Here is a 25,424-nt window from a genome sequence, read left to right on the forward strand (position 1 = left end):
TCCGTTGGCTTAATAAGTTGAGTAACCGGCAGCCTGGTTATTTTGCAGGTCATGAAGCTACCCGCATGACATTCCCGGCCTACGGCTGTATTAACGGCATTCCTAAAGAGGATGATCAGCGGTAGTATAGTACTATCTGTACCATTTTTAATTTTCTTTGGCTAAGCTGTTAAAAGAAGAAGGGGTAACTATTAAAAAGAAGGGGTAACTATTAGAATGGGGTATTACAGGTGGTGTCAGGAATTATGATCGGTTCGCGTTAGCTTTCAATATCTCAATTTTTTCTCTTTCACTTGCAAGAAGACGCTCATACAGTTTCTTATTTTCCTCCAAAGCCTCCATTAGCTTATCAATCGGATTAAAATTCAATGCACAATGATGGGCACCAATCACCTGATTAGAACTATGATCATTGAATGTATTAATATAATTTATTGCCATTTCCTCATTAAAATTTTTGATAGCATCCGGGGCTACTCCCAATACTGTTGCCACTTGCTCTAAAATATCAGGCTCTATTTTTTCTTTTCCTTCTAACAACGAGACTCTCTTTTGTGTCCAATCGTTACCAAGTTTAAAAGCAAGCGTATCTTGCTTCATTCCCCGCATTTCGCGGAAAAACTTTACGCCTTTTCCTTCATGTGTTTCTTTCATTTTTACAAATTTAAATGGTTTCAAATAATCGGAAAAATACAAAAAAATTAGATAGCATACTGCAACGATATATTTATTTTCTTTCTACGGTATCCTTATTTACCAGCTAAAATATCCTTATTTACTGTCTAAAATATGCTGTTAAAGAATAGGTTATTCACCTGTTAAATCGTCCCTTTGATTATTATCCGCGCGGGGATTTTTAACATCCAATCATCACTTAAACCTTTTGTCATGGAGAATCTGTTAACCATCTTGACCAAAATTACATCATGTAGTACCTCGTTGGGCTTCGTGGAGCTTTGTGAGTACGGGTTATCTAATGTAATTGGGAATAACGCATCTGATAACTGGTCGGCAGATCAGCGGGCTGATTTTATGCTATTTTATACTTTATTCAGAGATACTATTATTTCCACTTTTAAAGTTCGTGATGCTTTGAGGCGGGAAGGCGTAGAAAATTTGACTACAGCGTTGATAACGGAGTTAGAAAGCGATCTTTATAAATTGACCAGTTTTGAGTCTGGTATTGAGATAGAGGAGCTGGTAGCTGCGTTGGATCAATATATTACCATTTTAATTGACGACGATGAGGGGATGGATGGAACTATAGCGGCCATTGCTGGCAATTATTTCAAGACCTTTTTTCTAACCCTTCATGCTTTAGGGCTGCAAGAGCGCATGCGTAAAGCAAAAGCAAAAAATAATTTTGTAAAACTTCCTGTATGAATATTAAATCCCAGCCGATAAACATCTTACCCGAACTGCCTACTAAATTTTCTAATCGGTCAGATATCCCTGTTATCATAAAACAAAAGGCGCATCTCTTTAAAAAAGAAATACGCTTTTTGTAACAACAGATGGCTTTACTCTATTTCAAACACCGCCTGTATTTCCACAGATGAATTTACCGGCAGGGAAGCGGCACCTACGGTAGCTCTGGCGTGTTTGCCTTTATCGCCGAATACCGCTACCGTCAGGTCCGATGCTGCATTCATCAGTTTTGCATGGTCTTTAAACCCTGGTGCCGTATTGAAAAATCCGGTCAGCTGCACACATTGTTTCACGCGGCTCAGATCCCCGTCGCAGGCAGCTTGCAATACCGCCAGTACATTCAGCATGGTTTGCCGGGTAGCGGCGGTGGCATCTGCCACGCTGATCTCTTTTTCCACGATGCCGGGATGGAGGATGCTGCCTTCCTTCAAAGCCACCTGGTTGATGTACACGAGGTTGCCGGCTCTGGTAAAAGGTTTGTAATTGCCCGCAGGAGCAGGTACCGGCGGCAGTACGATGCCGGCGCGGTTCATCCGGATGGCGATGCTGTCTGTTGTAGCTACCGGTGTGGATGTTTGAACGGTGCGGGGCACGGCGGCCAATGCGATGGCTACTCTCGCCAGGGCAGCTCCCTGCAGGGTAGCCTGTTCCAGCTCACTGGCCGAAGGCCTTGCACTCCCCGGCATGCTGGCCAGAGAAGTGGCGCCAAAGACAGTATTGCCCTGGGCGATGTTTTTTTGGAGAGTAGCCGCACCCATGATACCGGTGGGTACGATCACCATGCCATGTACGGCCAGGGTATTCCAGAACGACAGGATGGCGGCCTCGCGGCCCGCGCCACTGCCGGCAGACATAAACACCGTAGCCGGAACACCTTCCAGCCGGTGATGGGTCCAATGATCTACCGTGCCGTCGAGAAACAGGCGCATGGCGGCGGTCATATTCCCGAAATGAACGGCCGAACCAAAGGCAATACCATCATATTGCGGAAGTTCGGCTACGTCGGCATAAGGTACGCCGGGCGCCGCATTGGCGATGTTTTTATCAATGGCGGGTACTTGTTTCAACACCGCCGTAGCGCCTTGCTGGGTAATGCCGGCAGCTATCGCCTGCGCAAGTTTCCAGGTGCCACCGGAGGTGGTATGGAACAGCACCAGTATACGGGTAGGTTTTTTATGCAGATCAGGCCGGGCCTGGAGTGTATATACACACAGGCAGATGCAAAGGCTTGCTATCAAAGATTTCATGTTACAGCGGAGGTTTTGTTTTCCTGGGCAAAGGTGATGGATCCTGTGTTGGGTTAAATATCTAAATTTGCCATTTAATTATTCAAAACCGACAAAGCATGGATCGGGCAAAATTTTGTCACCTGACAGTGGATGAAGTGGAGAAAGACGCTTATGTATGGCATGAAGCACAATGGAAGTTCGGGGAAGAATGGCACGCCCATCAGAAAGGACAGCTGATCTATGTGGAGCAGGGCTTCCAGTACCTGCATACGGAACAGAAAAAATACCTGCTGCCTACTCACCATTGTGCGTGGATTCCGCCCGGATTACCGCACCGAACCTCCTCGCCGGAAGCCGCCGTTTTTTTACGATGTACCTTCTTTAAAACAACACCTGGCCACGCTTTCTATGATGAGATCAACATCTTCCATACGCCAAGGGTATTACGGGAAATGATTTTACATACGGCCCGTTACTCCCGGCTGAAAGCGGAAGATCCGGTGGAAGCGGATTTCCTGCAGGCGATATTAAGCAGCCTGCCGGTGATGTGTCAGGCATCGGTGCCGCTGATGATACCGGTGCCGCAGGATCAGCGGCTGGTGCAGCTGGCCGATGAAATGGCCGGCAACCTGGACGAACCGTTTAACCTCCGGCAGCTGGCTGCTAAACATACTTTCTCTGCCAGAACACTGGAACGGCTCTTCAAAAAAGATATCGGCATGTCGCCGGTGTCCTATATCAAGTTACTGCGTATGATAAAGGCGGTGGAGCTGTTGTCGCGCCCCGAAGAAAATGTCAGTAGCGTAGCTTATAAAGTGGGCTACAACAGCATCCCTACTTTCAGCAATACCTTCAAACAGGTGATCGGATTGCGGCCGCAGGATATGTTCAAATGATTTTTTAATGGCTTGTATACCCGGTAGACTGGTGCCGGGAAAAGGAGCCCCGCGTGTATATCCACTGTTTTTGACAGTGCGTATACACGCGGTTGTTTTTATTTTACCGGCCAGGTATCAGGCAGCCATCCGGCGGGTGGCCGGCCGTAAAGCCCAGGAAGCTACTGTGATAGCGGCAAACACCAGCGGTGCTATCACGGCGGCGATACCATCCCCTGCGGCAACATGAGAAAAAGCGGCGCCGGTAAAAGTGAAGAAAGCGCCTGCATAAGCCCATTCCTTGAGGCGGAGCATACGGGGTGCTGCCACCACAATAGCAGCCGGCAGTTTCCAGGCGCCTATAATAATGGCCATATAAGCCGGATATCCGAGGTGTTGCATAACTGCGGGCACATACCCCTTGTTGACGAGATTAAAGTCCCAGAACGCGCCTAATGTCAGTTCAAAGGTTAATATAGCGGTGGTGATCCAATAGGCGATAATACGGGTACGGGTGGCGGCAGTGATGTTATTGCGCATAATGATGATAAGTGTGGTGTAATAATTTGTTTACACCTACATAAGTACTCAGCGAAACAAAACTGGACATCCACCCGGAAAAAAATTATTTCGTAGCCCGGAAACCAATAATAGGTGGGTGTTGCAGGAAATGATCCCAGAATGCCGCTTTCTGTGGCGGCATACCAGCGGTATCCCCATAAGGACCCACCCACGAGAAGGTGCGGAAACCGGCCGTTTTAAATGCCGCTGCATAGGTTTCCGGCGTCAGATAGGGAATGTCCAGTACAAAGGAACTGCCGTCCGGATTGTTAAATACATACTGCAGATAATCTTCGTCTTTTAGCGGGAGGTGCATGGTTTTGATGAGACCATATTTCTCATAGTTTTCATCACCAGGCGCCAGGCGGTGCATGGGATTATCGTTCATGCCTACAAAAGTACCGCCGGGTTTAAGATTGATATAAACAGCGGCTAAAAAACCAGCCAGCTCTTTGGCCGTCCGGGCATAGTTGAGCAGATAAATGGCGGTGGCCAGGTCAAAGTCGCCCTGTTTACCAAGGGCCGTCATTTCTTTCAACAGGTACCTGCATCCCAGCGGTTGTTGTTTTTCCGCTTCTTCTGCGAGGTGTATCATATTGGCTGCCATATCCGTACCCAGTACATCGGCAGCGCCCCATGTTTTTAACCGTCGCGTATAGGCGCCTTCGCCGCAGGCCAGGTCCAGTACCTGCAGCCCGGTGACGTCGCCGCATAACTGCCGGATGGTATACACTTCAATGATTTCCCGGAAAGGCAATTCGCGGGACTCCCGGTACTCCTGATAAACGTCGTCGAATGAAGTTGTTTCCATGATGGTAGATTGAGGAGGTGAATAAAATAAACAGGTAAGCAGCGGCTTCCTGTATGACAGTAAATGGAATCAACAGGTTTCCCTGTTATCGGATGATGAGGGTCGCACCTACTAAAGTTACATCATTGCGCCGGTTTATTCATGGGCATACAGCCCGCCACATTCCTGTATATTTGCCCGTGCCTTACAAACCGGCAAAGGATGAGCAGAAACATATATGAGCCTTTTAAAGTAGTGACGATTACCGGTACCACCATCCCCTGGAAAAAAGAACGCATCACTTTTTTTGAACTGGTATGGGTAGCGGAAGGGAAGGGCGCCCTGCAGATAAATGAGCAGGTCATCCCGTTTGGGAAAGGCGCCCTGTTTTTATTGTTGCCGGATGAAACAGGACAGATCACCCTGGAGGAAGCATCTTGCCTGCATTTCATACAGTTTCAGAAAGTGTATTTTGAACGTACCGGCATACATGATTATGCCTTTAATTTTAAATCCTGGTTTCAGCAGCTGGCCTTCCTCTTTTACAGTGAAAACCGGTGGGAGCTGCCGGTACTGAAAGCTGCCAATGACCAGCTGGTGGTGGAAAACCTGTTAACGCTGATCATACAGGAACACCAGCGGAAGCTGGGTTATTGTGACATCATTGTACAGAACACCTTATTTTCTATCCTGCATATCATCGCCCGGAATTTAAGTCAGCCCGCGGCTCCCGCGGCCGTTTCCCGCTATGCGGCTATTTTACCCTATCTGCAATATCATATCCATACGCCGGAACGGCTTACCATCCACCACCTGGCGGGCGTGTTTCATATCGCCCCCAGCTATTTCGGAGAGTTCTTTAAAAAACAATATGGGGTCAGTCTCAAACAATATATCCTGACCTACCGGTTGAAACTCGCGGATATCCGCATGCAACACACAGATCTTACCTTAAGTGAAATCGCTGCCGAGCTGGGATTTACAGACCTGGCACACTTCCGGAAAATTTTTGCCAGATACCGCGAAACATTGCCGGGCGCACATCGGCAGGCACTAAAACAGGCAGTCCGTAAAAACCCCTGATTGTACCTTTTAAACCCCGTTTATTACTCCTGCTGATCAATGGGCTGGTGATACCTTTGTGCCATCATTATAACGATGGTGCTGTGTAAAATTAAATTTATCGGACAATGGATTATCAGGAGATAGCAAAAGAATCGGTAGGATACCTGTACAAGGCTCACCGGAGTATTCGTACAACTGGTTTGGAGGTGCAATTGATTGCGCTGGCAGAATTACGAACTTCTCAGCTCAATGGCTGCGCCTATTGTTGCGCGTATCACGCCAATGAATTACGGGAGATGGGCCTGGCCGTTGCGCTGATTGATCAGTTGCCTGGCTGGCGGTTGGCAACCGGCTTCGATCTCCGGCAACAGCTGGTGCTGGAATGGACCGAGGTGGTGACTACGCGGCCCGCGGATTTTAAAAGTTATTACCCGCTCCTGCTGGAACACTTTACCGAAAAGGAGCTGGCAGAACTGACCACCTCCATATCGCTGATGAATGCATTGAACCGCCTGCGCATGACATTGGGGAATCATTGAGGAGATGCCATAAAAAAACCGGTTGTGATCACAACCGGTTTTTTTATGTGATGCGGATAGCAGCTTATTTGTGGGTGTTGAACAGATAACCTACGCTCACACCAAAATAACGGTTCTTTTCCGTTTCATGTTTATACGGGCTGGTATTCGTTAATCCCAGGCTGTAGTTAACACTGAACAGTAATCCCATATTCAGCTCATAGCCTACGGTGAAGTTAGCGCCCGCGTCGAAAGGTTTTACGTTTAATTCGTTGACAGCAGACTCCTCTGAGTTTTTGAACTTGAATTTGGTATCCAGGCTACGGCCACTGATATCGGAACTGGTTTTCATTTTTCCGCTCAGGCCATAAGCCAGATAGGGGCCTAAGCCTCCGAAGATTTTACCGGCTCCCAGCTGGTGTTTATACAGGAAGTTGATGGGTAACTCCAGGTATTGCAGGCGACTGGTAACGGTACCTTTGTCCAGGATACCATCTGCAGGACTAGGAATCACATAATCTACCTTACTGCCTTTGGAGCTGTAGAAAAGGCCGGGTTGCAGGGAGAAGTTTTCGGAAATAGCGAAATCCACGATAACGCCTGCATGAAATGCGGGAATGGTTTTAGTACTGGCTTTTTGGGATGCAATACCGTCGTGGGCTTCCAGTTTAGAACTCATGCTGGCAGCGTTGAATCCTGCTTTTACACCAAAGGTTACTTGCGCGTAGGAATAGAGGCCACTGGAAAGGGCTAAGGCTAATAAATAAATGTGCTTTTTCATTCTCGGAAATTAATGAGGGGCAAATATATTTATCGCCGGTAATACGCGCATTGTTTTTTCAGGAGTACTTATCAAGCCATCCGGAAACCAGTTGATTCCTAATGAGGATTGTTGTGTGAAGGGATGCGGCAACTTATCTGTTCGCTGCCATCGTGTGTATACGTGGCAACACCAATAATCAGGTAAGATAATAGCGGTCACCGATGACCGTTTGTTTTGCCGGCAATGGCTGGTCATTTAATTCCAGTAAGGTATGTTCAATCATCTCACTCATGGTATCCAGGGCAAGGTCATTGGGGGCGGTGCCAAAAGGTTCTTCCAGTTCATCGGCGATTGCTTCCAGGGCTACGTAGGTATACGCGATGAAGGTGACCACTACCGGCATCAGCCAGCCCAGACTATCTACAAACCCCAATGGCAGCAGAAAACAATAAATGTACACCGTGCGATGCAACAATACATTGTAACTATAGGGGATCGGTGTACCGGCAATTCTTTCGCAACCTCCTACAATATCAGACAGCTTATTGAAGTTCTGATCAAAAGCAGCCTGCTGTATGGAATCTATATCCCCGGCTGCTTTGGCAGCTTGTACCCATTTACCCATCTCCCGCATCAGCACAATTGGTTTGTATTTCGCACCCGGTAATAAGGCGGCGGTAGCCGGTGGCAATAATCTTTCCATATCAGCAGTGGCATCGGTATGTCTGAGCTGATGTTTCAGGGCATAGGTAAAGGCAATCAGGTATTGGATAAAAGTACCAGGTGCTTTGGCCGTGTTGCCCAGGGTTAAGGCCTGCCGGGCGAGCGAGCGGGTATCATTGAGCAACGCGCCCCATAGTTTTCTGCCTTCCCAGAAGCGGTCGTAACTGGCATTGTTGCGAAAGCCCAGGAAAAGCGCCAGCGCAATACCGAACAACGTAAAGGGGACTGGACTCAGCTCCATGTGGTAACGCACCAACGTGTCTTTACTGTAGGTAATCAATACGGCATAACCGAACAATAATAATAAACGTGGTAGCAGCTTGGGTAAGACAGATCCATTCCACACGAACAATAACTGAAACCAGTGTTTTTTTGTTTTGATAATCATAGCCGGACTGTTTGACAGGATGATACCGTTATTGTAGTATAGCCGTTACCGTTATACGGGTTATCATCACTGATAGACATTGAATAAGATACAAATACCTGCCAAAGGTAGGAATACCATTGGTTTCCCGGAAAAGTTTTCGGATAGATGCCTTTGTTGGTTATGGAGGAGGGGGAATGACGGGCAGGATCAGATGGGAATGCGATAAGAAAGATGAAAAAATAAAGTTCAGATTATACCATAGCGGTTTCGTTTTACCTATCCCGTCAACCGGGGGGCAGATAACTTTGTTGCATTGTTAGGAACCTTTAAAGTTATTTTTTATGGACGTTTCAAGACGCGGATTTATGGCAGCATCCTCTGTGAGTGCCATGGGATTGCTGGCTGCTGCAACAGGTATCAATCTGATGGCAACGGATCAGGCAAAAGCCGCTGCTACAGGTAAGGGTAGCGCTGCTACCGCCGCCCCCGAACCATTGGAAGATTTTATTTATGATATCGAACATGGTTCTCAGGGATGGGAAGGCGCTGGTGGTACCGCCAAAGAAGCTACCGTGGAAGAGTTTCCCGTATCGCAAAGTATTGCGGGAGTACTGATGATGCTGAAACCCGGCGCCTTCCGCGAACTGCACTGGCATTCCATTGCGGCAGAATGGGCGTATGTCCTGGAAGGGCGTGTACGTACCACCGTTATTTCCCCTGACGGTACTACTTCCACAGATATATTTGAGGTAGGCGACATCTGGTATTTCCCCAAAGGACATGGGCATTGCCTGGAATGTCTGGGCGATAAATCCTGCAAATTTATACTGGGGTTTGACAGTGGTCACTTTTCAGAATTCGGTACTTTCAGCCTGACCGACTGGATGGGGCATCTGCCACCCGGACTGCTGGCGCGTGACCTGGCCACAGGAAATCTGTTATCTAAACTGCCTGCCAGGGAACTCTATATCGGCACCGGAAAAATCATCACGGACCCCATGCCAGCCAATATCGATCCGCATATTGCGGAAAGTTACAGCAGCCATAAATTCCGGATGGAAACAGATGGTATCCTGCAAACCTATACAGGCGGCTTCACCCGGCTGGTATCTTCGAAAGAGTTTCCTATCCAAAGTACATTGACCGCCTTGCGGATGGATATTAAGCCGGGTGCGATGCGGGAGTTGCACTGGCACCCGAATGCAGATGAATGGCAGTATGTGATCAGCGGTGAGGGCAACGTAGGCATTTTTGGCTCGCACGGCCGGGTAAAAACGATGAGCTATAGCCAGGGAAAGGTTGCTTTTATTAAACAGGGATTCGGGCATTATATTGAGAATACCGGCAAGGAAACGCTGAAACTGGTGGTGCTGTTCAACAGTCCCTTCTATGAAGAGATCTCGCTCAGTACCTGGTTGAAGGCCAATCCGCCGCTGCTGGTAGCCGAGCATTTTGGCATTACAGCAGCGGAGGCAAAAGTGTTAATCAATGCCCCACATGGTATCTTCTGATACGAAAGGAGATGATTATGCCTGGCTTTTATAGGCCAGGGGCCGGATACCTTTTTTCTTCAGGAATACCTTGTGCAGGTGGCTGGGGTCCGTGAAACCGCAGGCGTAGGCAATGTCGCTGATCGTGTTGCTGCTATGTTTTAGGAGATGACATACCTGCGCGATGCGGATATCTTCGAGGTATTGATGAATAGTTTGACCGGTATGCTGTTTGAAAAGCCGGTTGAGGTATACCGGATGGAAATCCAGGCGGGTAGCCAGATCTGAAAGGGTCCATTTTTGCGCAATATCGGATTGCAACAGGTCCCGGATTTTCCGGATCTGGGAAGGGAGCAGCTTTTTATCAGCAGCGGGTTGTCTGGACAAGGTGACGGCGCTTTCGATTAATAGCCCTTCCAGCAGCAACGGCGCCGCTTCACCGGGATGGCTGAACTCCTGGTATATCCGTGAAAACAGTTGGCTCACATCCGCTTGCCGGATGACTGTGAAATGATCAAATCTGATATGATGGTCGCGTAGCCGCTCCAGCCAGTCGTCATTGAATTCAATGAACAGGCAGGAGCGGTATTGTTGCTGCATAATTGTTTGATGTTCCCGTTGTTTGGGATAGATGAGCAATTCCCCGGCAGCAATCAGCTGATTGTTCCGGGAGGTGACTTCCCGGAAAGTGCCTGCGAGTGTATAACACAGGTGTTCGCGCTGATGGGCGTGTACCGGAGAAGAAGATAAAGGTGAATATTGCTGATGGGATAAACGGATACCGGATATATGAATGGTTTTCCGGGTAGTGCCATAGTATTCTCCTGATAGACGTAGTGCTGACATCTGTGAACGATTAAAATGGATGAAAAGGCCGACAGGTTGTTTGCCTCTTTATAAAATTAATCATTCCGCTGGTGGCGTGCTGCGTTTGTAAGCGTATTTTAAGGTGGTGGCGCTGTTTTTAAGGTCATTTTAAGTTGCCGCTGCGCACCGGCAGCGGAGGTCAACACAGGCAAAAAATGGTCATCCTGCAGGGAAATAAACTGCACGGCAAACTAAAGATGGCTGCTGATAAAAGTTTTCAGGTATTAATCGAGCAGCTGGTAACGTTCATTGCTACCAAATTCGAGGAACGGGTACCAGGCGCGTACCAGTTGCTGCGAAGGATCTTGCTTCGCCAGCAGCTGTCGGTCCAGCCAGCGTTCAAAAAAGGTGAGGATGTCTACATTCAGGCAATAGTAACCGGTGTCACTGATAACCCCACTATCTACCCATATTTGTCCCGGATTATTACCGGTGATCATGATCCGGAAATAATCGCCGTCGCCGTATTCACATACAGGCAATGTACCATCGAGCATACCGGTATGCTGAAACCGATCGAGCACGGTTTCTACTCTTTCTTTGTAGGCACTGTCATTTTCATATCGCCATACGTGGGTATCCCAATCTGCTTCTGCCTGATAGCAGTCGCTGAAATGAATGTCGCTGATCAGTGGGCTGTGATTGGCTACATTGACTTCCCATTCTTCGTTTTCGGCCAGTGATTTTTCAATTGAATAAATCCCATAGTACGGGCCGTTTTTATGTAGTTCATCGGAGGCGCCTCCGTTCTGAATCTGCGTAAGAAATGCGACATAAGTGGGAGGTAGTGTGATGGAAAGAGAAGCGGCGATTGCCTGCAATGCCTCCGGACTGATGACAGGGGCCGGAGAAATTCCCAGTCTGGACATTTTTTCCAGGATACTGTTGACATGTTGTTGTATCATGATCTAATCTGCTAAAGCTAACGCAGGCATTTCAACTGCCTGTAACAGGTAGCTTACTTGTGGGTTAATTTTTGGTTGTATAACTGAATAACGGTGCATTTCATCTTCGCTGTAGTCTGGTTTCCATTCCTTTGCTGTTGTTGCGGAGAGATAAGTTAAACGTATCGGACCGTTTTTAAGTATTGTTTGTATCGATATTGTATGCACGTATACCTGCGGGAGAGAGGCAGTTGCCCGGGATAGCCGCTGTAGAGCTTCATCATATACAGGTACCACATTCCTGGAAATACAAGGTTTCCGTTCTCTTGTCAGCATTTTTAACGGATATACGCCGGAATATCTTCCCATCGTAAAACCTTTTATGTGGGGAATCATAAAAATTCAACTTATATATGAGGAACTACTCGCTTCATCCGTGATTAAAGTTAATGTATTTCTTCCTGCAAATAAGGATACGTATCAGGAATTGTTTACATGATGACCAATCAGGAAACAGGAAGGAATAAATGATTACGTGGCTGCCTGGTAGCATTACCGTTCCCGGTGAATGGCGCTAAATTTCGGGGGTACATACTGAATATAAGATGTTTATCTGATTGAAAATTTTAAGGATGTATTAATTACCAGCCTGTAGGCTTCCATATACTTTCTCCGGGCTTGTATGATTTGTTTTTAGCTGCTTTGAAAATAAGGTCTGCAAATATAAAAATAAAATTAACAAAGACACATTATCAATTATAAATAGCCCTTTTACGGGAGGATGGCTGCGCAGATCTGTGACGCTGTTTACAAGATAGCATGTATTCCTTTTACGGCCGGTTTAAAAACAGTATCACTATGTCCGACAGGCATTTATATAAACCATTTGAAGTACATCAGCTCACCATTGATAACCGGGCCGGTTTGCCCTATGTGTATTATTTTTTTGAGATAGCGCACGTGTTGGAGGGCAGTGGTATCCGGTAGGTTAATCAGCACCGGTATCCCTATGAGAGAGGAGACGTTTTTGTTTACACACCACTGGATTGTCGTTCTTTTGAAATAGCTACGCCCACTACTTTTTGTTTCGTACGGTTTTGACCGATACTGTTTGAGCATTGCAGGTCGGAAGCAGCGCAAGCCGCACTGCAGATATGGTTGCGGAAAATGGCGTATATCATCTTCCATCATAACAAACAATGCCGGGTACTATGGCGCGATGAAAAAGATGTGCAGCTGCTGAAAGCTATTCCGGACAATACCATTCAGGAATATCAGCAGGCCGGCACGCACAGTCGGGAAAACCTGCAGCATTTTATCAGTATTCTCCTGAATATCATCTACAGAAATATTACCGGTACAAATGCAGATACCGCCGGAAGCCCACCGGAGAAATCATCCCGGCGCATATCCTGTAGTATGAACTGAGTCTGGTGCAGCTGGAAGTCACCTGCACCGGCTCTTTAAGAAAACAACCGGATTAAGTCCGCATGCCTGCCGAAAGTAGCAACAACAATAATCCGGTTGCCGCCGGGTTATTGATCAAATAAAGTAGAGGTGGCAAATAAAGTCAGTTGCATGCCATCCGGCGCCTGTATCCGCGATACCTCACTCCAGGGCGCTTTTACCGGTGGTGCAATGGATACAGCCCCGTGCAGGATCAGTGCATCCGTCGCCGATTTTACGTGGTCGCCTACATTCAGGGCCAGCCTAACGGGGCCGGCTACCCGTTTTCCTACTTCCTGCTGATCGATGAACGCAGCATGGTTTTTATCGATCAGCTCCAACGTGGCCCGGCCGGCATCGAGAATAATACCATTCCCGGTATCGGCATGCCATTCTTTGGAAGTGGTCATACCCGCCACATCCCGGTAAAACCGGATCACTTCTTCCAGGTTATCTACGGTAAGTACAAGGCGCAGTTCCTTTACGGTGGTTGATGCGGGTGGCTGTGCGGTAGCGGCCATACCCGCCAGCGGAGCCAGGCTGGTAGCTGCTACGGCTGCCATACCCTGTTTTAAAAATGTTCTTCTTTGTACCTGCTTTTTAGCCATATTGTTTTTTGCACAAAGTTATACTGGCAGCCCGGCCGGCATCCTGAACAAATCGGGGTTTTTATTGTACGGAAACAGGTGGCAAAAAAAATCCCCGGCTACCGTAGCTGGCAGCCGGGGGGAATAGTTGATAAAAGGGTAGTCAGGACAAGTTAATACCGTTTGCTTTCAGCCGGTGATACACCCGCTGCAGCAATTGACTTTTAAAGGCTTCTTCCTCATGTACATTATTGATCCATACCTGCAGTTTTAAGGCGGCAGCAGTGTCATTGAGACTCTTTACCAGCACTTCGGGTACCGGGCGCTGAATAATGAGGTCGGACGCCTGTACTTCTTCCAGGATGATCGTAGTAGCTGCAGATAGCTGTTGGGAAGGAGTAATGGTAAACAGCAGTTCCGTTCGGATATGGTTGCTGCTGAGCGTCCAGTTAACCAGCTTCGCCGACAACAGATCGCCATTGGGAATAATAACTTCCGCCCCTTCGGTGGTCACCATTTTACTGGACCGTATACCAATGTCTTTTACCCGCCCTTTCTGGCTCGCTACTTCTACATAGTCGCCGATTTTCAGCGGGCGTTCAAAGATGAGGATGATACCCGATACCAGGTTGTTGACAATATTCTGTAAGCCCAAACCAATACCTACACCCAACGCTCCCAATACCACAGTAATCTTGTCCAGTGGTAAGCCGGATGCTGCAATGGCCAGCAGGAAACCAATTACCAGCAATATGAGCCGCAGTAATACCAGCCGGGAACTTTTGGCTTTTACTTCGCCTACCTGTTCCTCATCCGTTTCTCCAAAAAAATAACCGATGTATTTCTGAAAAAAATTGGAGATCACCAGGATGATAAAGAAGAGCAGAATATTACCGATGGTAAAGGAAGTACTGCCGATATTGCGGCGGGTAACAATCAATCCGCTGATGAGGTTATAGAGTTCATTGTAAATATTCAGATTGGACGTAAATACCATGAGCCAGATGATCACCACCAGAATCGAAAGCACCTTGTTTAATCCGGCCTGTATTTTTTCAAAGTTCAGCCGCGAGCTGAAACCGCCGGCAATCCGGCTGGATTGCATCTGCAGGTAAAGGGCTTCTGTAATGATCTGCATAAAAGCCGTCAGGCTGATGATTTGCAATAAGCCTGCAATGGCGGCCATACCATATACCTTGGATAAACTCATCCGGCCATAGCCATTAAAGATGGCTGCCAGTATATTCAGGATGATAAATACCATCACCACTCTGCGCACTAATTTACCTACAGATAATAATTTATAAAAGCGGTAGTAGAAGAAAAGACCGAAAACAATCGCGAGTACATTCAGGGTGACCATCCATACCCTAGTAGCATGATCCGGCACGATGACAGCCGCGGTGCCTGAAAAGAGGAAGTATAAAACGAAAACACCCATCCAGCAGAGGAACATGCGCCGCGTCCAGTTGCGCCAGAAAAGCACCGTTAACGAGAGTAACAGCAATCCCTGTAATAGCTCTACATATATAGCAGGGGGATTCAGGTCGAAGAGGGGAGCAATATTCAATACCAGCACAATCGTCGCCAACACCGGAAAATACCGTACATATTTTACATGAGGTGGCGTGAGTAATGCCTGCTGCCCGGCTTTCCGGATACGCCGGAAATATTTATTGATCCGGAAGAAAAATACGGCGCCTATCACCAGCATCCAAAGCCAGTATTCGGCATGTTTGACGAGGTAGTAGAGCATGATTTTATCCTGTCCTTCCAGTGATTGGGTCGTGAGCTTTGTCAGACTGGCAGTAGCGGTGGTATCCTCTTTTTTATCTTCCCACAGAAAATTATATTCTTTACTGAATGAACGTAACCCAAATATCCGCAGCTGGCTCTTCACCTTGTTCTCCAGTTCTATGGCTTTGAAATAACTACCGGAAACGGCTGCCTGCAGCTGGGTAATCCGGCCCTGGTTCTGGGAAGTAGATTTTTTGGCATCCGCCCATTTGCTTTTCAGCTCTTTCAATTCGGGCAGATAAAAATTCCGGAAGATGGTATCTGCCTTGATTTGTTTACTGAGGGAGTCTTTGGTGAAAGCGGTCATTTCAGCATTCATCGTCATCAGTTCCTTGTTGTAGTTAAACAACCGGGTACGCCAGTCGTCCAGTTGCTGCCGCATATCGGCGAGCAATACCTGAAACATCTGGAGGTTTCTGATATTCAGTACTTTGTTGTAACGTTCCAGGTTTTCCTGTACTGTTTGCAGGTTGGCCTGAATGGTAGGCAGGTCACCGGATATTTCGCGGGTATCGAAACCCCGGGAGGTAATATTGTTGATGCGGTTAAGGGTAGTATGGAGGTCCTCCATGCGTCTTAACAAGCTGTCGGTGCTGATCTGTACAGGCGGCGCAGGGGGAGCTGCAGGTTTTACCGTGTCCTGTGCAAAAGCCTGGCCGGTGAGTAATAAAATGCTGCATAACAGCGCCAGGTAGCATGCATGTTGGCAATGTCTGACCAATTTCATAAAAGATACAGTTGTTGTTGATAATACCGGATTCGTCATAAGAATAGGATACAAATAACTATTACAGGGCGAAAACGCCTGCAGCAGCTGTTTTAAAAGTATTAAAAGACGTGACGTGTTATGGGGACAGTAATAAAAGAGGGCGGAAGATAAGGCTTTTTTTACATATAGCAGAAACCGGCGATATTTAGTGGCGCTGCAGGGAACAGCAGTAGCTGCAGCGCCGTTGTTATTTACTCCAATGCATATACGTTACCATCTGTGCCGGCAATGTATATCACGCCGGATTCCAGCCAGGGAGTAGCCAGGAAGCTGCCCATGTCCAGAAAATCCCGGTACATTTTCAGGTAATCGTTGTTGGAGCGGGCTATCAGTTCGGATTCGGGTAGTAATTCCTGCGTGGTGGGGTCAAAAAAGCGGGGCGCCTGCTGTTGGCTGGCATCCGTCTGGAAGAGTACCCGGGTTTTGCCGGTAGCCAGTTCTATCTGCAGCAGTTTTCCATCGAGGCCGCCTACGTAACCGTATTGTGTGGTGGTGGCTACGCTGCCGAAGATATTCAGCTGCCCTGGTGCGTGCCATTGGAATTTCCCGCTGCCGGCCTTGAAGCTCAGCACCCGCCGGGTGTCAGACGTGGATACCAGCAGCTGTTTGCCGGCCATGCTGGGCACACTGGTCCAGCTGCCGGGTTCATGGTATACCCACAATCCTTTGCCGGTACGTAAATGCAATGCATATACGTTGAAATCGCGGGAACAGAAGTATACACTGCTGTCGGCCACGGTAGCATGGAATTGTACCGCCCCATCGGGAAAGTATTGCTGACCCATGGTGTCGAATTTCCAAAGCAGGGTACCGTCTGTTTTCAGGGCATAGAAATAGCCATCGAAGCTGCCGGCCAGCACGGTATTACCGGCTACTACCGGGGCCGCATGTACGGCGCCGCCGGTGGCATATTTCCATAATAATTTTCCGGTACGGGCCTGCAGGGCATAGAGGTGTTTATCGGTACTGCCCGTATATACGACCCCGTTATGTACGGTTGGGGAGGAAAGAAAATAATCCCAGGTGTCTGTAGCATGTTCGCCGCCGGTCCGGAAACGCCATAATAATTTTCCATCTGTAATGGCCAGGGCATAACAATAGCCGTCTTCACTCATAAAATAAACGGCTGTGCTGTCGCAGGCAACTGAAGAGGTAATGGCGCCACCGGTCTGGTATCGCCAGATTTTTTCGCCGGTATGTCGCTGGAGGGCATACAGGGAAGAGTCGCCGCCGCCAATGAAAAGGCGCTCTTTCTGTATTACAGGAGAAGACATGATTTTACCCCCCGTGTGGAAACGCCATTTCACGGCAGGCGTACTGCGTACGTCTGTAACAGGGGCGTGGTTATTTCTGTTGGAAGTGCGGCCCAGTTGCTGGGCGGAAAGCGATTGCCAGGTGGCTGGCAACAGCATACATAGATACAGCCATTTCATAAGGTAGCGGAATTAGGAACGATGAAGATATCGTTTTTCACCAAGAGTTAATAGCTGTCAGGGGATATAAAATACAATGCACGTACTGCAATGGTTGTTTGCAGTACGTGCATGATAAATACAGCGGTAGACACAGGGTGCCAGGTGTGTAGATAACGGCGCAGTTATCAGCAGATGCGCCAGGTTTCGTAGCAGGTTCTGAAATTGGTAGCAAGGGTTCGGTTACCTGAGATATCCAGGGTTGCCGTGTTCAAATGAGAGATGCTGATTTTTGCCAGCTTTAATTTCTGATGGGTTTTCTTTTTCATGATGTTTGTTATTTGAGGTGTAGATAATCATGAATGTAATATAAAGAGGCGGATTTTTTCTCCCGTAAAAACGGGGTTTTTATAATATGGGTGCGGGTTTTCGGCAGTTCTGTTATGTGGCTGCATGGAAGAAATATGTAAATGGGACGGGTGTCTTATTTGCGCAGTTTTAAAAAATACAACCGCTGATAATGCCCGGATTGTTATCAGCCAGCTGTTACTTTCATCCCAAAAATGAATGACAGCCAGGGGATATAAAAATAAGACGCATGCACTGTAAATGCTGTTGCGTTTGCAGTACATGCGCGATGAATACGGATGTTGGTCCCGGCGTACCGGATGTGCAGATAACCGGGCTGTTATCAGCAGACACGCCAGGTTTCGATACAATTTCTTATCGTACTGAGAAATGCCTGTTTACCAGCAGCAGGCTGGGAGGCGATGTTCAGCTGAGCAATGCTGATTTTTGCCAGTTTTAATTTTGGCGCGGTTTTCTTTTTCATGGTGTTTGATTTTGAGGTGTAGATAATCATTGAATGTAACGGTAAAAGGGGGAGCATCTATCCCGTAAAAACGGGATTTTTATAATAGGGGTGCGGGTTTGCGGCAGTTGTGAGATGGGGCCGCATTAAAAAACGCGTAAACAGGATCGAAGCCTTATTTACGCGTTTTAAAAAATGTTACTACAGCTGGTAGTGGCCGGATTGTTAACCACCATCGCTCACCCTACTAGCAAACCCACTCAGTGGCAGAACAGGTAACGAATTTGGAGAGAGGCAATGTGCGGTTTTTTTCTTCACCCTGATTAACAGTCGTTAAACTTGAAATAGTGATTTTAGCAAGCTGTAATTTCTGAACAGTTTTCTTTTTCATCATCTAGCTTATTTAAAGGTGAGATAATAGCTAAATTTAATCGAAAAAACGTTGCTGTTTCTCCCGGAAAAAGGGGATTTTTATCTTGTGGAAACTACTTGCAAAACCGTTATTCTACTACCAATATACCTTTCGCTGTCAAGCGGATTTCTTTCTTTGGTTGCTGGATCGCTGCGATCTCTTCCGGCGATTTTTTAGCATCCTCAGCATAGTGTTGTAATTCTTTCACAGAGGTTTCTTTGATAAAGGCGTCGCCGTCAATTACCACCGTTTTACCAATCATATCCAATGGTACAAAGAAGCCATAATCTTTCATCTTCACAAAAGCAGTGGTACTGTCATTAACTGCCAGTTTCATCCAGCAGCCTTTTTTAGGGCATACATCCAGTACCTTGGCCTTCACCTTGGTGGTCAGATTGGGTTGTGTTTTTAAGGCATCGGGCAGCTGCGCAATGGCGATGGCATCTTTGGTTGTGGTAGCAGCGCCGTAACTGGTACCGGGTTTGGCCGGACCCTGTGGCAGCTGTGCATAGGCACTCATACAGCCCATTACTAAAAATGCAGTAAGTATCCTGTGTTTCATCATCTTTTTATTTTAAACTTAACGAATATTTTTATAGGTTGTTGGTACCGGCGATATATTTGTATATCCAGCAAAGATTCACGAAATTAGGGCGACAGCAGTGCATTCATTTACTTCTAAATAAGCATTCATGAATAAATTCCTGAGAGCAATTATTGCAGGGTATGGCGCTAAAAAGCTGGGTGGTGGCTGTCTGGGGACGGTTGTCGTGTTCATTATCATCTATATGGCATTAGGGCAGTGCAATTAATCCGCCTATCATAATGGCCTGGATAAAAAATACCGCTGGGGTTTCTGTTGTCATGACGGATGCCGGTTGTGTTATGGCATATCATTCCAGTCACACAGATCCGTCAGGATCGGTAACAAGGCGGTTCCTTTTGCTGTCAGGTGATAGTTTACCCGCACCGGTACTTCCGGAATCACTTCCCGTACAATCAGTTTATCTGCTTCCAGCTCTTTCAGTTGTTTGCCCAGTGTCTGATCTGAAATAGTAGGCAATACATTTTTCAACAGGCTGAATCGGTTGGTGTTTTCAGCAATATGTATCAGTATCAACGCTTTCCATCTGCCCGAAATAACCTCCAGGGCAGCATTAATCCGGCAGGACTGGTATAGGAAAGCCTTGTTCAATGCATTGGAAGATGTTTCTTTTATCATAACCTTACCTCACTTTTTTATGAGTAACTCCCTTTCCCGGGAGTTATTGAATGATTCACTACAGTCTGGTAGTTTTGTCAAAATTAAACAAAAACGGGCAAGACAAGGGCCGGTCGTGTAAATAATCAAAACAGCAAATCATATGAAAGCAATTGTATTGGATGGTTTTGGAGATGTCAGCCATTTCCGCCTGGCCGAATTAAAAGATCCGGTGCCAGGGGAGGAGGAATTATTGATCCGTATTAAGGCAGCTACTTTTAATCCGATAGATTACCAGATGCGGCAGGGCCGGCGGGAAAAACATCTCCTGCATTCGCCGGTGATGGGCCGGGAACTGGCTGGCATCGTGGTGGCCGTGGGCGCCGCTGTTCAGGGCTTTGCCCCGGGAGATGAAGTGATCGCCGCTTCCGGTAGCCGGGGTTCCAACGGTACCTATGCAGAGCTGATGGCATTGTCTTACAAAGTAGTGGCACACAAGCCGGCAGGCATTGCTTTCGCCACAGCGGCAGCTATCCCGTCTTCCGGACTCACGGCTTTACAGACTTTCAAACGGATGCAGGTACAGCGGGACCAGACTGTTTTTATCACCGGCGGCGCCGGTGGGGTAGGTAGTTTTCTTATCAAGCTATTGAAGGCAAGCGGTGTAGATCATATCGTGTCTGTTGCCGGCAGTGAGGAAAGCCGCGAAGCGTTGCTTACCCTGGGATTGACGGCCGCGCAAATCATCGATTACCGGCAGGAAAACTGGGAGGAGCAGGTACTGGCGGCTAATCAGGGAAAACCCTACGATTGGGCGGCAGAAATTGTGGGCGGAAAATCAGCAGAAGTAGCGGCGTCGGTATTGCGGGTGAACGGAGGTTATGCAGATATCACTTTTCTGGGTACGGAGCTGGCCCGGGAGCTGTTGTTCGACAAGGGCTGTATGGTGCTGAACATTTCCAACTATGCCTACGGCCTGGCCAACAACCTGACCTGGTACGGCCAATCCCTGCAGGAGCTGTCTGACCTGATCCGTAACGGTACCATTATGCCGCCTGCGGTAAGAGAAGTCGGACCATTACGGGTGGAAACCGTGCAGGAAGCACACCTGCTGATGGAAGCCAACCAGACAAAAGGAAAGAAACTGGTGATGACGATATAAACCAGGCCGCGTGTTGCCCGCGGGGCAACACGCGGCACCGGACCCTATTCCCATTTGAAGAGCCGGATGGACAAGAAGGCGATCACGATACTCCAGATCAGCAGCCCGGCTACCTGCCCGGGTATCTGCCAGATATGCAATCCTTCAAAAGCAATCTTACGCAACCCGTCTACAAAGAATGTAAGTGGCAGCAGTTCACAGAAAGAACGTAACCACGTGGGATAGTTTTCTACCGGAAAAAAGAGGCCACACAGCAATATCTGTGGTACGGTGAGGGTATTGGCCACGGGCGCAATGGAGCTTTCATTGCGGATCAACCCACTGATGATAAAACCAATACCCATGAAGATGATTAACCCGAGCACCGATAAAAGCATCATCTCCAGGAAGGTGACGATGCCGTTTACGAGGGTGAAGTCGAATACAAAATAGCCCAGCGCTGTGATAATCATAAAACAAAGTACCTGAAACAACAACCGGCTGATCATCTCGCCCAGCAGCAGATACGGCCGGGTGATAGGCGTGACGAAAATACGTTTCAGCACCAGCGTATGCCGCAGGTTGAACAACAGAAAGGCAGAACCAAATACACCGGCCATCAGCAGCGAAAAGCCCAGCTGACCCGGTAGAATGAAATCGATCTGACGGTATATCCTGCCCGGAACGCTGATCATTTCCAGGTGAGCGGCGGCAGGCTGGTTGGGCAATACCTGTTTATTGACCTGGTTCACGGCTTCCTCCAGGGTGGCGGCTATCAGCGGCAGTTTGTCGGCCGCGGCGCCGGCACTCAGCAGGGTGATATCGTAGCGCGGGATACCGGTAGATAACACCGGTGGGTGAATGTGCAGGATACCGGCAATACGACCTTTTTTTAGTCCGGACAACATCGCTGTGGAGTCTTTACCGGCTTCCAGGTTAAAGATGGAGATTTTTTTTATCGCAGTGTATAACGGGCTGCTGGTATCGCTGTGCGGGGAGAGCACTATTTTTACTTTCACGGCAGTACTGTCTACCATAGCCCCAAATACGGTAACAAAGATGATCGGGAACAGGAGGGCAAACACTACAGAAGTAGGGCTGCGGAGGGTAGCAATAAGGCTGGCTTTGGCCAGTACCATCGCCGCTTTAAGCTGACTGTATTTCTTCGACATAAGGCACCAAATCTAATAATTCTACCAGATAAACGGGATTAATACTTTGCGTTGAGCAGGATATTCCGGAAACTTTTGCCGGTACCAGCGATGGTTGGATAAAGCACGTGGTACCAGGTTGGCGCAGGTCCAGATGAAAAAGGCCAGTGCGGGCAGGCTCCAGGTCAGTAGGGCATAGCCGCCCCATTCCAGTATTTCGCCCAGCAGGTTGGGAGAAGATACATAGTGGAAGCCGCCGCCCAGCGGGATTTTATAACCGGTGTCGCCTTTCCCGCGCAAGCGGATAAGCCGGTAATCGGCCCACCAGTTGAGCCACATGCCGGCGCCAAAACAAACTACGCCCAGGAGGAACGGCAGAGACGTCCCCCAGTTATCCGGATACCGGGCAAAGGCCGCAAACCAGATGCCCAGCAGGGAACCATTGACGGTGTTAAACAGGATCGCTGATAACATAATGACCAATGGCATTTTTTTACCGTTGGTACGTATCATAAACGGATATACGAAACTGCGATGCAGGTAATGCAGCAGGAACAACCCAATCATAAAACCACTGATGGAAGCCCATTGAAAGGAGGACCAGGGAATCCAGGCGGCAAAGGAAATCAGCACGACTGTTTCCATCAGCAGCCAGGCTATTTTATTGCTGACCATCGGGCCCCAGTTGCTGCTGGTATGCCGGCCGTAGGGAGCGGCCTGCCGCAGCAGGTACAACCCGGCGCCGATACCGATGGCCGACCAGCAGGTGATGAATAAGGTGTAGGCGGTGTACGAAGGATAGGTGATCATGATAATTTACCTGTTTGTTTGAACCATTGTATCGTATCCTGTAGGGTGACAGACAGGCTACGTGGCTGGAATTGCAATGCTGTGCGTGCGTTGGAGTGATCTATTTTTTTATTGCTGTAGAGCAGATTGTAAACAGATTGACGGGTATAGTAAGGCGCACCGCCGGTGATGGCGGCCAGTCCTTTTACCAGCGGCAGCATACCAAATATCAGCCATACCGGTAAAACGGGGAGGTTGCTTTTTTTCCCTTTGATGATGCCGATTTCTTTACTCAATGCAGTGAGCGAATGCCACGCGCCGCCCAGCAGGTAAGCCTGGCCGGGTGTGCCCATGGTAAGGGCATTTACAATCGCCTGCGCCACATCTCTTACATCTACAAAGTCAACACCGCCGGGGAATAGTGCAGGTATTCTCCCTTTGTACAAACTGATCACTGCTTTCCCGATGAGGGAAGGCCGCTGGTCATACGGGCCAATCACTGCTGTGGGGGCCAGTACAATCACTTCCATGCCATTGCCGTTGTGCGCCAGTGCAATGGCCTGGGATACGGCTTTGGAACGATCGTAGCCGTAATGGGTATCCGGAGCGGCGGCGCGTTGTTCATTGAGTGGCTCATCGCAGGGTACCTGGTTATAGGCCGTAACGGAGCTGACGTGAATGAATCTTTTTACGCCGGCTTGCTGTGCGGCAGTCACCAGCAGGCGGGTACCTTCCGTATTGGTATGGAATAGCTGTTCATCCGGCTGGTCGCTGACAGAGATAACGGCAGCGAGGTGTATCACCGCATCCGCGCCACTGACAAGTTGCCGGATGGCGGCGGCATCCAACAGGTCGCCGGGTACGAAGGTTACTGCCGGTAAGGGAGCAACGGCAGGAGGGCGGCGTGTTAAAAGCTGTAGCTGGTGCCCATTTGCCAATAACAGCGGCGTGAGTACAGTACCAATATAACCAGTCGCGCCGGTGATAGCAATTTTCATCTGGAAAGTAATTGTCCGGGTCTTTAAATCGCCGGTAAAATAAGGCATTAATTACAATAATCAAGAGCAGACAAGAAGAATCGCGCAGTACGCAAGCGGTACTTAACGTATACGGGTATACGAAAAGAGCCGGCCAAAATAAGCCGGCCCGGTATGGTTACGAAAGAATTATCGGTGTTTGAATAAAGTGGGGGGAGAATGGAAAACAACGTTGGTGGTTCTCCATATGCACAATGGCTGTAAAGTACGGGTAGTATAAGTACTTTGCTTTGTGTAAACGGCTACAAATGTACTACATGTAAGGGGAAAAATATTACGCAATCAGGAAAACAATTTACGCGAAGAGGAAAAAAGTACGTGTACAATCACGAACAGGATGGTTCAAGCTGCTACCGGCGAATATTTTACCGGTTATTAAAAAATATCAAATAAAGCCGGAAAATAAAAATTTTATCTATCTCTTTTTTATCCTACTTTCATGGCCGGTTAAAAGTAACCAGTGTGCATCCTCAGACCATTAACGGTAAATTCCCAAACTATGACTAGTCACCTTGCTGTTGTATTTGGTACTTCTGATTTGTATACCTGCTCAGCTATTATCACTGACTATACCTCAGACACCGTTACCGTTAAATATAGTGGCCTGCCGGCAAATCAGCCAGCTACCTACGAGAACTATATAGCTATCTGGGAAGCTTCGATGATACCCTGGAATGTGCCACCCATTACCTTTGTGGATATAGGGATTAATGCACAGACAGGCTCGGTGGTATTACAAGGACTGGTTATTACCAGATCTTCCTACATAGTTGGATACAGTGTAGGACCTGATGTTACCAATATCGCGTGTTCCAACACTATTTCCCTGGGTGGAATGATTGTCACTCCTCAACACATCAGTATCAGTATTCAGAATATAGGCACAACATCTATTACAATCCATTATCAGACACTGGCAGGATATCTCCCTAATCAATACAACAACTGGATAGGCATCTGGAAAGGCTTGGTATCTCCTTATAACGCGCCCGACCCAATTGGATATACACCTATTTATACGAATAACACGGAAGGCAGCGTAGGCATCAATAACATACAGCTGGGCATCAATTCCAACTATACCCTTATTTATTTTACAGGAGCAGCTTACTCATCAGCTGCGGCCATCCTCAATTTCAGCACTGCTAATTTCCTGATGTCCGAGTAATAATGCATTTATCTCCCTCAGAATAAGATTCATTAGAAGACAACACACGACTCGTTAAGCGACTTCTTTTCTCACCTCCCAAAATTACCATCATGGAACAAGAAACCCTCATTCAAGTTCAGTCCCAGCTTGTGTACCAA

General features: G+C 47.8%; 28 protein-coding genes. 9 read left to right on the forward strand and 19 right to left on the reverse strand.

Annotated features, from left to right (window positions below):
- Positions 1-243: 243 nt before the first annotated feature.
- Entirely contained in the window at positions 244-654 is a 411-nt protein-coding gene (locus tag OL444_RS15425; RefSeq protein ID WP_264731934.1) for a helix-turn-helix domain-containing protein, read from the reverse strand.
- 234 nt (positions 655-888) lie between these two features.
- Between OL444_RS15425 and OL444_RS15430 the strand changes: the two genes are divergently transcribed.
- On the forward strand, positions 889-1,383 hold the full coding sequence (locus tag OL444_RS15430; RefSeq protein ID WP_264731933.1) for a hypothetical protein: 495 nt from the start codon (positions 889-891) through the stop codon (positions 1,381-1,383).
- 137 nt (positions 1,384-1,520) lie between these two features.
- On the opposite strand, the gene OL444_RS15435 is transcribed toward OL444_RS15430, so the two are convergent.
- Positions 1,521-2,675 (reverse strand): Atu1372/SO_1960 family protein, encoded by a 1,155-nt coding sequence (locus OL444_RS15435; RefSeq protein WP_264731932.1) that lies wholly within the window; start codon positions 2,673-2,675, stop codon positions 1,521-1,523.
- Positions 2,676-2,773: 98 nt separating this feature from the next.
- Between OL444_RS15435 and OL444_RS15440 the strand changes: the two genes are divergently transcribed.
- The gene (locus tag OL444_RS15440; RefSeq protein WP_264731930.1) at positions 2,774-3,553 is read left to right on the forward strand and encodes an AraC family transcriptional regulator; all 780 of its coding nucleotides are present in this window, start codon (positions 2,774-2,776) and stop codon (positions 3,551-3,553) included.
- A 117-nt stretch (positions 3,554-3,670) separates the two neighbouring features.
- Here OL444_RS15440 and OL444_RS15445 read toward each other — a convergent pair whose 3' ends face one another.
- Positions 3,671-4,072 carry a DoxX family protein gene (locus tag OL444_RS15445; RefSeq protein WP_264731928.1) on the reverse strand — a complete coding sequence of 134 codons (402 nt, stop codon included), beginning with the start codon at positions 4,070-4,072 and terminating at the stop codon, positions 3,671-3,673.
- A gap of 85 nt (positions 4,073-4,157) precedes the next feature.
- The gene (locus OL444_RS15450) at positions 4,158-4,904 is read right to left on the reverse strand and encodes a class I SAM-dependent methyltransferase (RefSeq protein WP_264731926.1); all 747 of its coding nucleotides are present in this window, start codon (positions 4,902-4,904) and stop codon (positions 4,158-4,160) included.
- A 201-nt stretch (positions 4,905-5,105) separates the two neighbouring features.
- Between OL444_RS15450 and OL444_RS15455 the strand changes: the two genes are divergently transcribed.
- A complete protein-coding gene (locus OL444_RS15455; RefSeq protein ID WP_264731923.1) occupies positions 5,106-5,966 on the forward strand; it encodes a helix-turn-helix transcriptional regulator in 861 nt (286 codons plus the stop codon).
- A 107-nt stretch (positions 5,967-6,073) separates the two neighbouring features.
- Positions 6,074-6,487, forward strand: coding sequence for a carboxymuconolactone decarboxylase family protein (locus tag OL444_RS15460; protein ID WP_264731922.1), 414 nt, complete (start codon positions 6,074-6,076; stop codon positions 6,485-6,487).
- A gap of 64 nt (positions 6,488-6,551) precedes the next feature.
- Here OL444_RS15460 and OL444_RS15465 read toward each other — a convergent pair whose 3' ends face one another.
- Positions 6,552-7,247, reverse strand: a complete 696-nt coding sequence (locus OL444_RS15465) for a porin family protein (RefSeq protein WP_264731920.1) — start codon at positions 7,245-7,247, stop codon at positions 6,552-6,554.
- A 178-nt stretch (positions 7,248-7,425) separates the two neighbouring features.
- The gene (locus tag OL444_RS15470) at positions 7,426-8,340 is read right to left on the reverse strand and encodes a bestrophin family protein (RefSeq protein ID WP_264731918.1); all 915 of its coding nucleotides are present in this window, start codon (positions 8,338-8,340) and stop codon (positions 7,426-7,428) included.
- 323 nt (positions 8,341-8,663) lie between these two features.
- Here OL444_RS15470 and OL444_RS15475 point away from each other — a divergent pair, with 323 nt between their 5' ends.
- Entirely contained in the window at positions 8,664-9,833 is a 1,170-nt protein-coding gene (locus tag OL444_RS15475) for a cupin domain-containing protein (RefSeq protein WP_264731917.1), read from the forward strand.
- A 15-nt stretch (positions 9,834-9,848) separates the two neighbouring features.
- On the opposite strand, the gene OL444_RS15480 is transcribed toward OL444_RS15475, so the two are convergent.
- From OL444_RS15480 to OL444_RS15490, 3 genes are all read right to left on the reverse strand, one after another.
- Positions 9,849-10,658 carry an AraC family transcriptional regulator gene (locus tag OL444_RS15480; RefSeq protein ID WP_264731915.1) on the reverse strand — a complete coding sequence of 270 codons (810 nt, stop codon included), beginning with the start codon at positions 10,656-10,658 and terminating at the stop codon, positions 9,849-9,851.
- A gap of 245 nt (positions 10,659-10,903) precedes the next feature.
- A complete protein-coding gene (locus OL444_RS15485; protein WP_264731913.1) occupies positions 10,904-11,584 on the reverse strand; it encodes an SMI1/KNR4 family protein in 681 nt (226 codons plus the stop codon).
- 3 nt (positions 11,585-11,587) lie between these two features.
- The gene (locus OL444_RS15490) at positions 11,588-11,932 is read right to left on the reverse strand and encodes a hypothetical protein (protein ID WP_264731912.1); all 345 of its coding nucleotides are present in this window, start codon (positions 11,930-11,932) and stop codon (positions 11,588-11,590) included.
- 489 nt (positions 11,933-12,421) lie between these two features.
- Here OL444_RS15490 and OL444_RS15495 point away from each other — a divergent pair, with 489 nt between their 5' ends.
- Complete coding sequence (locus tag OL444_RS15495; RefSeq protein ID WP_264731910.1) at positions 12,422-12,550, forward strand: hypothetical protein; 129 nt, start codon at positions 12,422-12,424, stop codon at positions 12,548-12,550.
- Positions 12,551-12,730: 180 nt separating this feature from the next.
- On the forward strand, positions 12,731-12,991 hold the full coding sequence (locus OL444_RS15500; RefSeq protein WP_264731908.1) for a hypothetical protein: 261 nt from the start codon (positions 12,731-12,733) through the stop codon (positions 12,989-12,991).
- Between the two features lie 107 nt (positions 12,992-13,098).
- Here OL444_RS15500 and OL444_RS15505 read toward each other — a convergent pair whose 3' ends face one another.
- The 7 genes from OL444_RS15505 to OL444_RS15535 form a co-directional block, all read right to left on the reverse strand.
- On the reverse strand, positions 13,099-13,617 hold the full coding sequence (locus OL444_RS15505) for a VOC family protein (protein WP_264731906.1): 519 nt from the start codon (positions 13,615-13,617) through the stop codon (positions 13,099-13,101).
- A gap of 142 nt (positions 13,618-13,759) precedes the next feature.
- Complete coding sequence (locus OL444_RS15510; protein WP_264731904.1) at positions 13,760-16,120, reverse strand: mechanosensitive ion channel domain-containing protein; 2,361 nt, start codon at positions 16,118-16,120, stop codon at positions 13,760-13,762.
- Between the two features lie 233 nt (positions 16,121-16,353).
- Positions 16,354-17,595: an outer membrane protein assembly factor BamB family protein gene (locus OL444_RS15515; RefSeq protein ID WP_264731902.1), complete on the reverse strand. Its 1,242-nt coding sequence runs from the start codon at positions 17,593-17,595 to the stop codon at positions 16,354-16,356.
- A 167-nt stretch (positions 17,596-17,762) separates the two neighbouring features.
- A complete protein-coding gene (locus OL444_RS15520) occupies positions 17,763-17,903 on the reverse strand; it encodes a hypothetical protein (protein ID WP_264731900.1) in 141 nt (46 codons plus the stop codon).
- 362 nt (positions 17,904-18,265) lie between these two features.
- Complete coding sequence (locus OL444_RS15525; RefSeq protein ID WP_264731898.1) at positions 18,266-18,406, reverse strand: hypothetical protein; 141 nt, start codon at positions 18,404-18,406, stop codon at positions 18,266-18,268.
- Positions 18,407-18,885: 479 nt separating this feature from the next.
- The gene (locus OL444_RS15530; protein WP_264731895.1) at positions 18,886-19,362 is read right to left on the reverse strand and encodes a DUF4920 domain-containing protein; all 477 of its coding nucleotides are present in this window, start codon (positions 19,360-19,362) and stop codon (positions 18,886-18,888) included.
- A gap of 318 nt (positions 19,363-19,680) precedes the next feature.
- Positions 19,681-20,019: a winged helix-turn-helix transcriptional regulator gene (locus tag OL444_RS15535; RefSeq protein WP_264731893.1), complete on the reverse strand. Its 339-nt coding sequence runs from the start codon at positions 20,017-20,019 to the stop codon at positions 19,681-19,683.
- 142 nt (positions 20,020-20,161) lie between these two features.
- On the opposite strand from OL444_RS15535, the gene OL444_RS15540 reads away from it, so the two are divergent.
- Complete coding sequence (locus OL444_RS15540) at positions 20,162-21,160, forward strand: quinone oxidoreductase family protein (protein WP_264731892.1); 999 nt, start codon at positions 20,162-20,164, stop codon at positions 21,158-21,160.
- A gap of 44 nt (positions 21,161-21,204) precedes the next feature.
- Here OL444_RS15540 and OL444_RS15545 read toward each other — a convergent pair whose 3' ends face one another.
- Genes OL444_RS15545 through OL444_RS15555 form a run of 3 tightly spaced genes read right to left on the reverse strand, consistent with a single transcriptional unit; the run spans position 21,205 to position 24,077 of the window.
- The gene (locus tag OL444_RS15545) at positions 21,205-22,311 is read right to left on the reverse strand and encodes an ABC transporter permease (RefSeq protein ID WP_264731890.1); all 1,107 of its coding nucleotides are present in this window, start codon (positions 22,309-22,311) and stop codon (positions 21,205-21,207) included.
- A 21-nt stretch (positions 22,312-22,332) separates the two neighbouring features.
- The gene (locus OL444_RS15550) at positions 22,333-23,100 is read right to left on the reverse strand and encodes a phosphatidylethanolamine N-methyltransferase family domain-containing protein (protein ID WP_264731889.1); all 768 of its coding nucleotides are present in this window, start codon (positions 23,098-23,100) and stop codon (positions 22,333-22,335) included.
- Complete coding sequence (locus tag OL444_RS15555) at positions 23,097-24,077, reverse strand: NAD-dependent epimerase/dehydratase family protein (protein ID WP_264731888.1); 981 nt, start codon at positions 24,075-24,077, stop codon at positions 23,097-23,099. Before OL444_RS15555 ends, OL444_RS15550 begins: the two co-directional genes overlap by 4 nt.
- Before the next feature lie 538 nt (positions 24,078-24,615).
- Here OL444_RS15555 and OL444_RS15560 point away from each other — a divergent pair.
- Positions 24,616-25,284 (forward strand): hypothetical protein, encoded by a 669-nt coding sequence (locus tag OL444_RS15560; RefSeq protein ID WP_264731887.1) that lies wholly within the window; start codon positions 24,616-24,618, stop codon positions 25,282-25,284.
- The last annotated feature ends 140 nt before the right edge of the window (positions 25,285-25,424 follow it).

The organism is Chitinophaga nivalis (assembly GCF_025989125.1).
Classification (GTDB): domain Bacteria; phylum Bacteroidota; class Bacteroidia; order Chitinophagales; family Chitinophagaceae; genus Chitinophaga; species Chitinophaga nivalis.

Bases quoted from the DNA above. Each gene is read 5' to 3' on its own strand.
- OL444_RS15425 (WP_264731934.1), bottom strand. From the start codon at position 654: ATGAAAGAAACACATGAAGGAAAAGGCGTAAAGTTTTTCCGCGAAATG.
- OL444_RS15430 (WP_264731933.1), top strand. From the start codon at position 889: ATGGAGAATCTGTTAACCATCTTGACCAAAATTACATCATGTAGTACC.
- OL444_RS15435 (WP_264731932.1), bottom strand. From the start codon at position 2,675: ATGAAATCTTTGATAGCAAGCCTTTGCATCTGCCTGTGTGTATATACA.
- OL444_RS15440 (WP_264731930.1), top strand. From the start codon at position 2,774: ATGGATCGGGCAAAATTTTGTCACCTGACAGTGGATGAAGTGGAGAAA.
- OL444_RS15445 (WP_264731928.1), bottom strand. From the start codon at position 4,072: ATGCGCAATAACATCACTGCCGCCACCCGTACCCGTATTATCGCCTAT.
- OL444_RS15450 (WP_264731926.1), bottom strand. From the start codon at position 4,904: ATGGAAACAACTTCATTCGACGACGTTTATCAGGAGTACCGGGAGTCC.
- OL444_RS15455 (WP_264731923.1), top strand. From the start codon at position 5,106: ATGAGCAGAAACATATATGAGCCTTTTAAAGTAGTGACGATTACCGGT.
- OL444_RS15460 (WP_264731922.1), top strand. From the start codon at position 6,074: ATGGATTATCAGGAGATAGCAAAAGAATCGGTAGGATACCTGTACAAG.
- OL444_RS15465 (WP_264731920.1), bottom strand. From the start codon at position 7,247: ATGAAAAAGCACATTTATTTATTAGCCTTAGCCCTTTCCAGTGGCCTC.
- OL444_RS15470 (WP_264731918.1), bottom strand. From the start codon at position 8,340: ATGATTATCAAAACAAAAAAACACTGGTTTCAGTTATTGTTCGTGTGG.
- OL444_RS15475 (WP_264731917.1), top strand. From the start codon at position 8,664: ATGGACGTTTCAAGACGCGGATTTATGGCAGCATCCTCTGTGAGTGCC.
- OL444_RS15480 (WP_264731915.1), bottom strand. From the start codon at position 10,658: ATGTCAGCACTACGTCTATCAGGAGAATACTATGGCACTACCCGGAAA.
- OL444_RS15485 (WP_264731913.1), bottom strand. From the start codon at position 11,584: ATGATACAACAACATGTCAACAGTATCCTGGAAAAAATGTCCAGACTG.
- OL444_RS15490 (WP_264731912.1), bottom strand. From the start codon at position 11,932: ATGGGAAGATATTCCGGCGTATATCCGTTAAAAATGCTGACAAGAGAA.
- OL444_RS15495 (WP_264731910.1), top strand. From the start codon at position 12,422: ATGTCCGACAGGCATTTATATAAACCATTTGAAGTACATCAGCTCACC.
- OL444_RS15500 (WP_264731908.1), top strand. From the start codon at position 12,731: ATGGCGTATATCATCTTCCATCATAACAAACAATGCCGGGTACTATGG.
- OL444_RS15505 (WP_264731906.1), bottom strand. From the start codon at position 13,617: ATGGCTAAAAAGCAGGTACAAAGAAGAACATTTTTAAAACAGGGTATG.
- OL444_RS15510 (WP_264731904.1), bottom strand. From the start codon at position 16,120: ATGAAATTGGTCAGACATTGCCAACATGCATGCTACCTGGCGCTGTTA.
- OL444_RS15515 (WP_264731902.1), bottom strand. From the start codon at position 17,595: ATGAAATGGCTGTATCTATGTATGCTGTTGCCAGCCACCTGGCAATCG.
- OL444_RS15520 (WP_264731900.1), bottom strand. From the start codon at position 17,903: ATGAAAAAGAAAACCCATCAGAAATTAAAGCTGGCAAAAATCAGCATC.
- OL444_RS15525 (WP_264731898.1), bottom strand. From the start codon at position 18,406: ATGAAAAAGAAAACCGCGCCAAAATTAAAACTGGCAAAAATCAGCATT.
- OL444_RS15530 (WP_264731895.1), bottom strand. From the start codon at position 19,362: ATGATGAAACACAGGATACTTACTGCATTTTTAGTAATGGGCTGTATG.
- OL444_RS15535 (WP_264731893.1), bottom strand. From the start codon at position 20,019: ATGATAAAAGAAACATCTTCCAATGCATTGAACAAGGCTTTCCTATAC.
- OL444_RS15540 (WP_264731892.1), top strand. From the start codon at position 20,162: ATGAAAGCAATTGTATTGGATGGTTTTGGAGATGTCAGCCATTTCCGC.
- OL444_RS15545 (WP_264731890.1), bottom strand. From the start codon at position 22,311: ATGTCGAAGAAATACAGTCAGCTTAAAGCGGCGATGGTACTGGCCAAA.
- OL444_RS15550 (WP_264731889.1), bottom strand. From the start codon at position 23,100: ATGATCACCTATCCTTCGTACACCGCCTACACCTTATTCATCACCTGC.
- OL444_RS15555 (WP_264731888.1), bottom strand. From the start codon at position 24,077: ATGAAAATTGCTATCACCGGCGCGACTGGTTATATTGGTACTGTACTC.
- OL444_RS15560 (WP_264731887.1), top strand. From the start codon at position 24,616: ATGACTAGTCACCTTGCTGTTGTATTTGGTACTTCTGATTTGTATACC.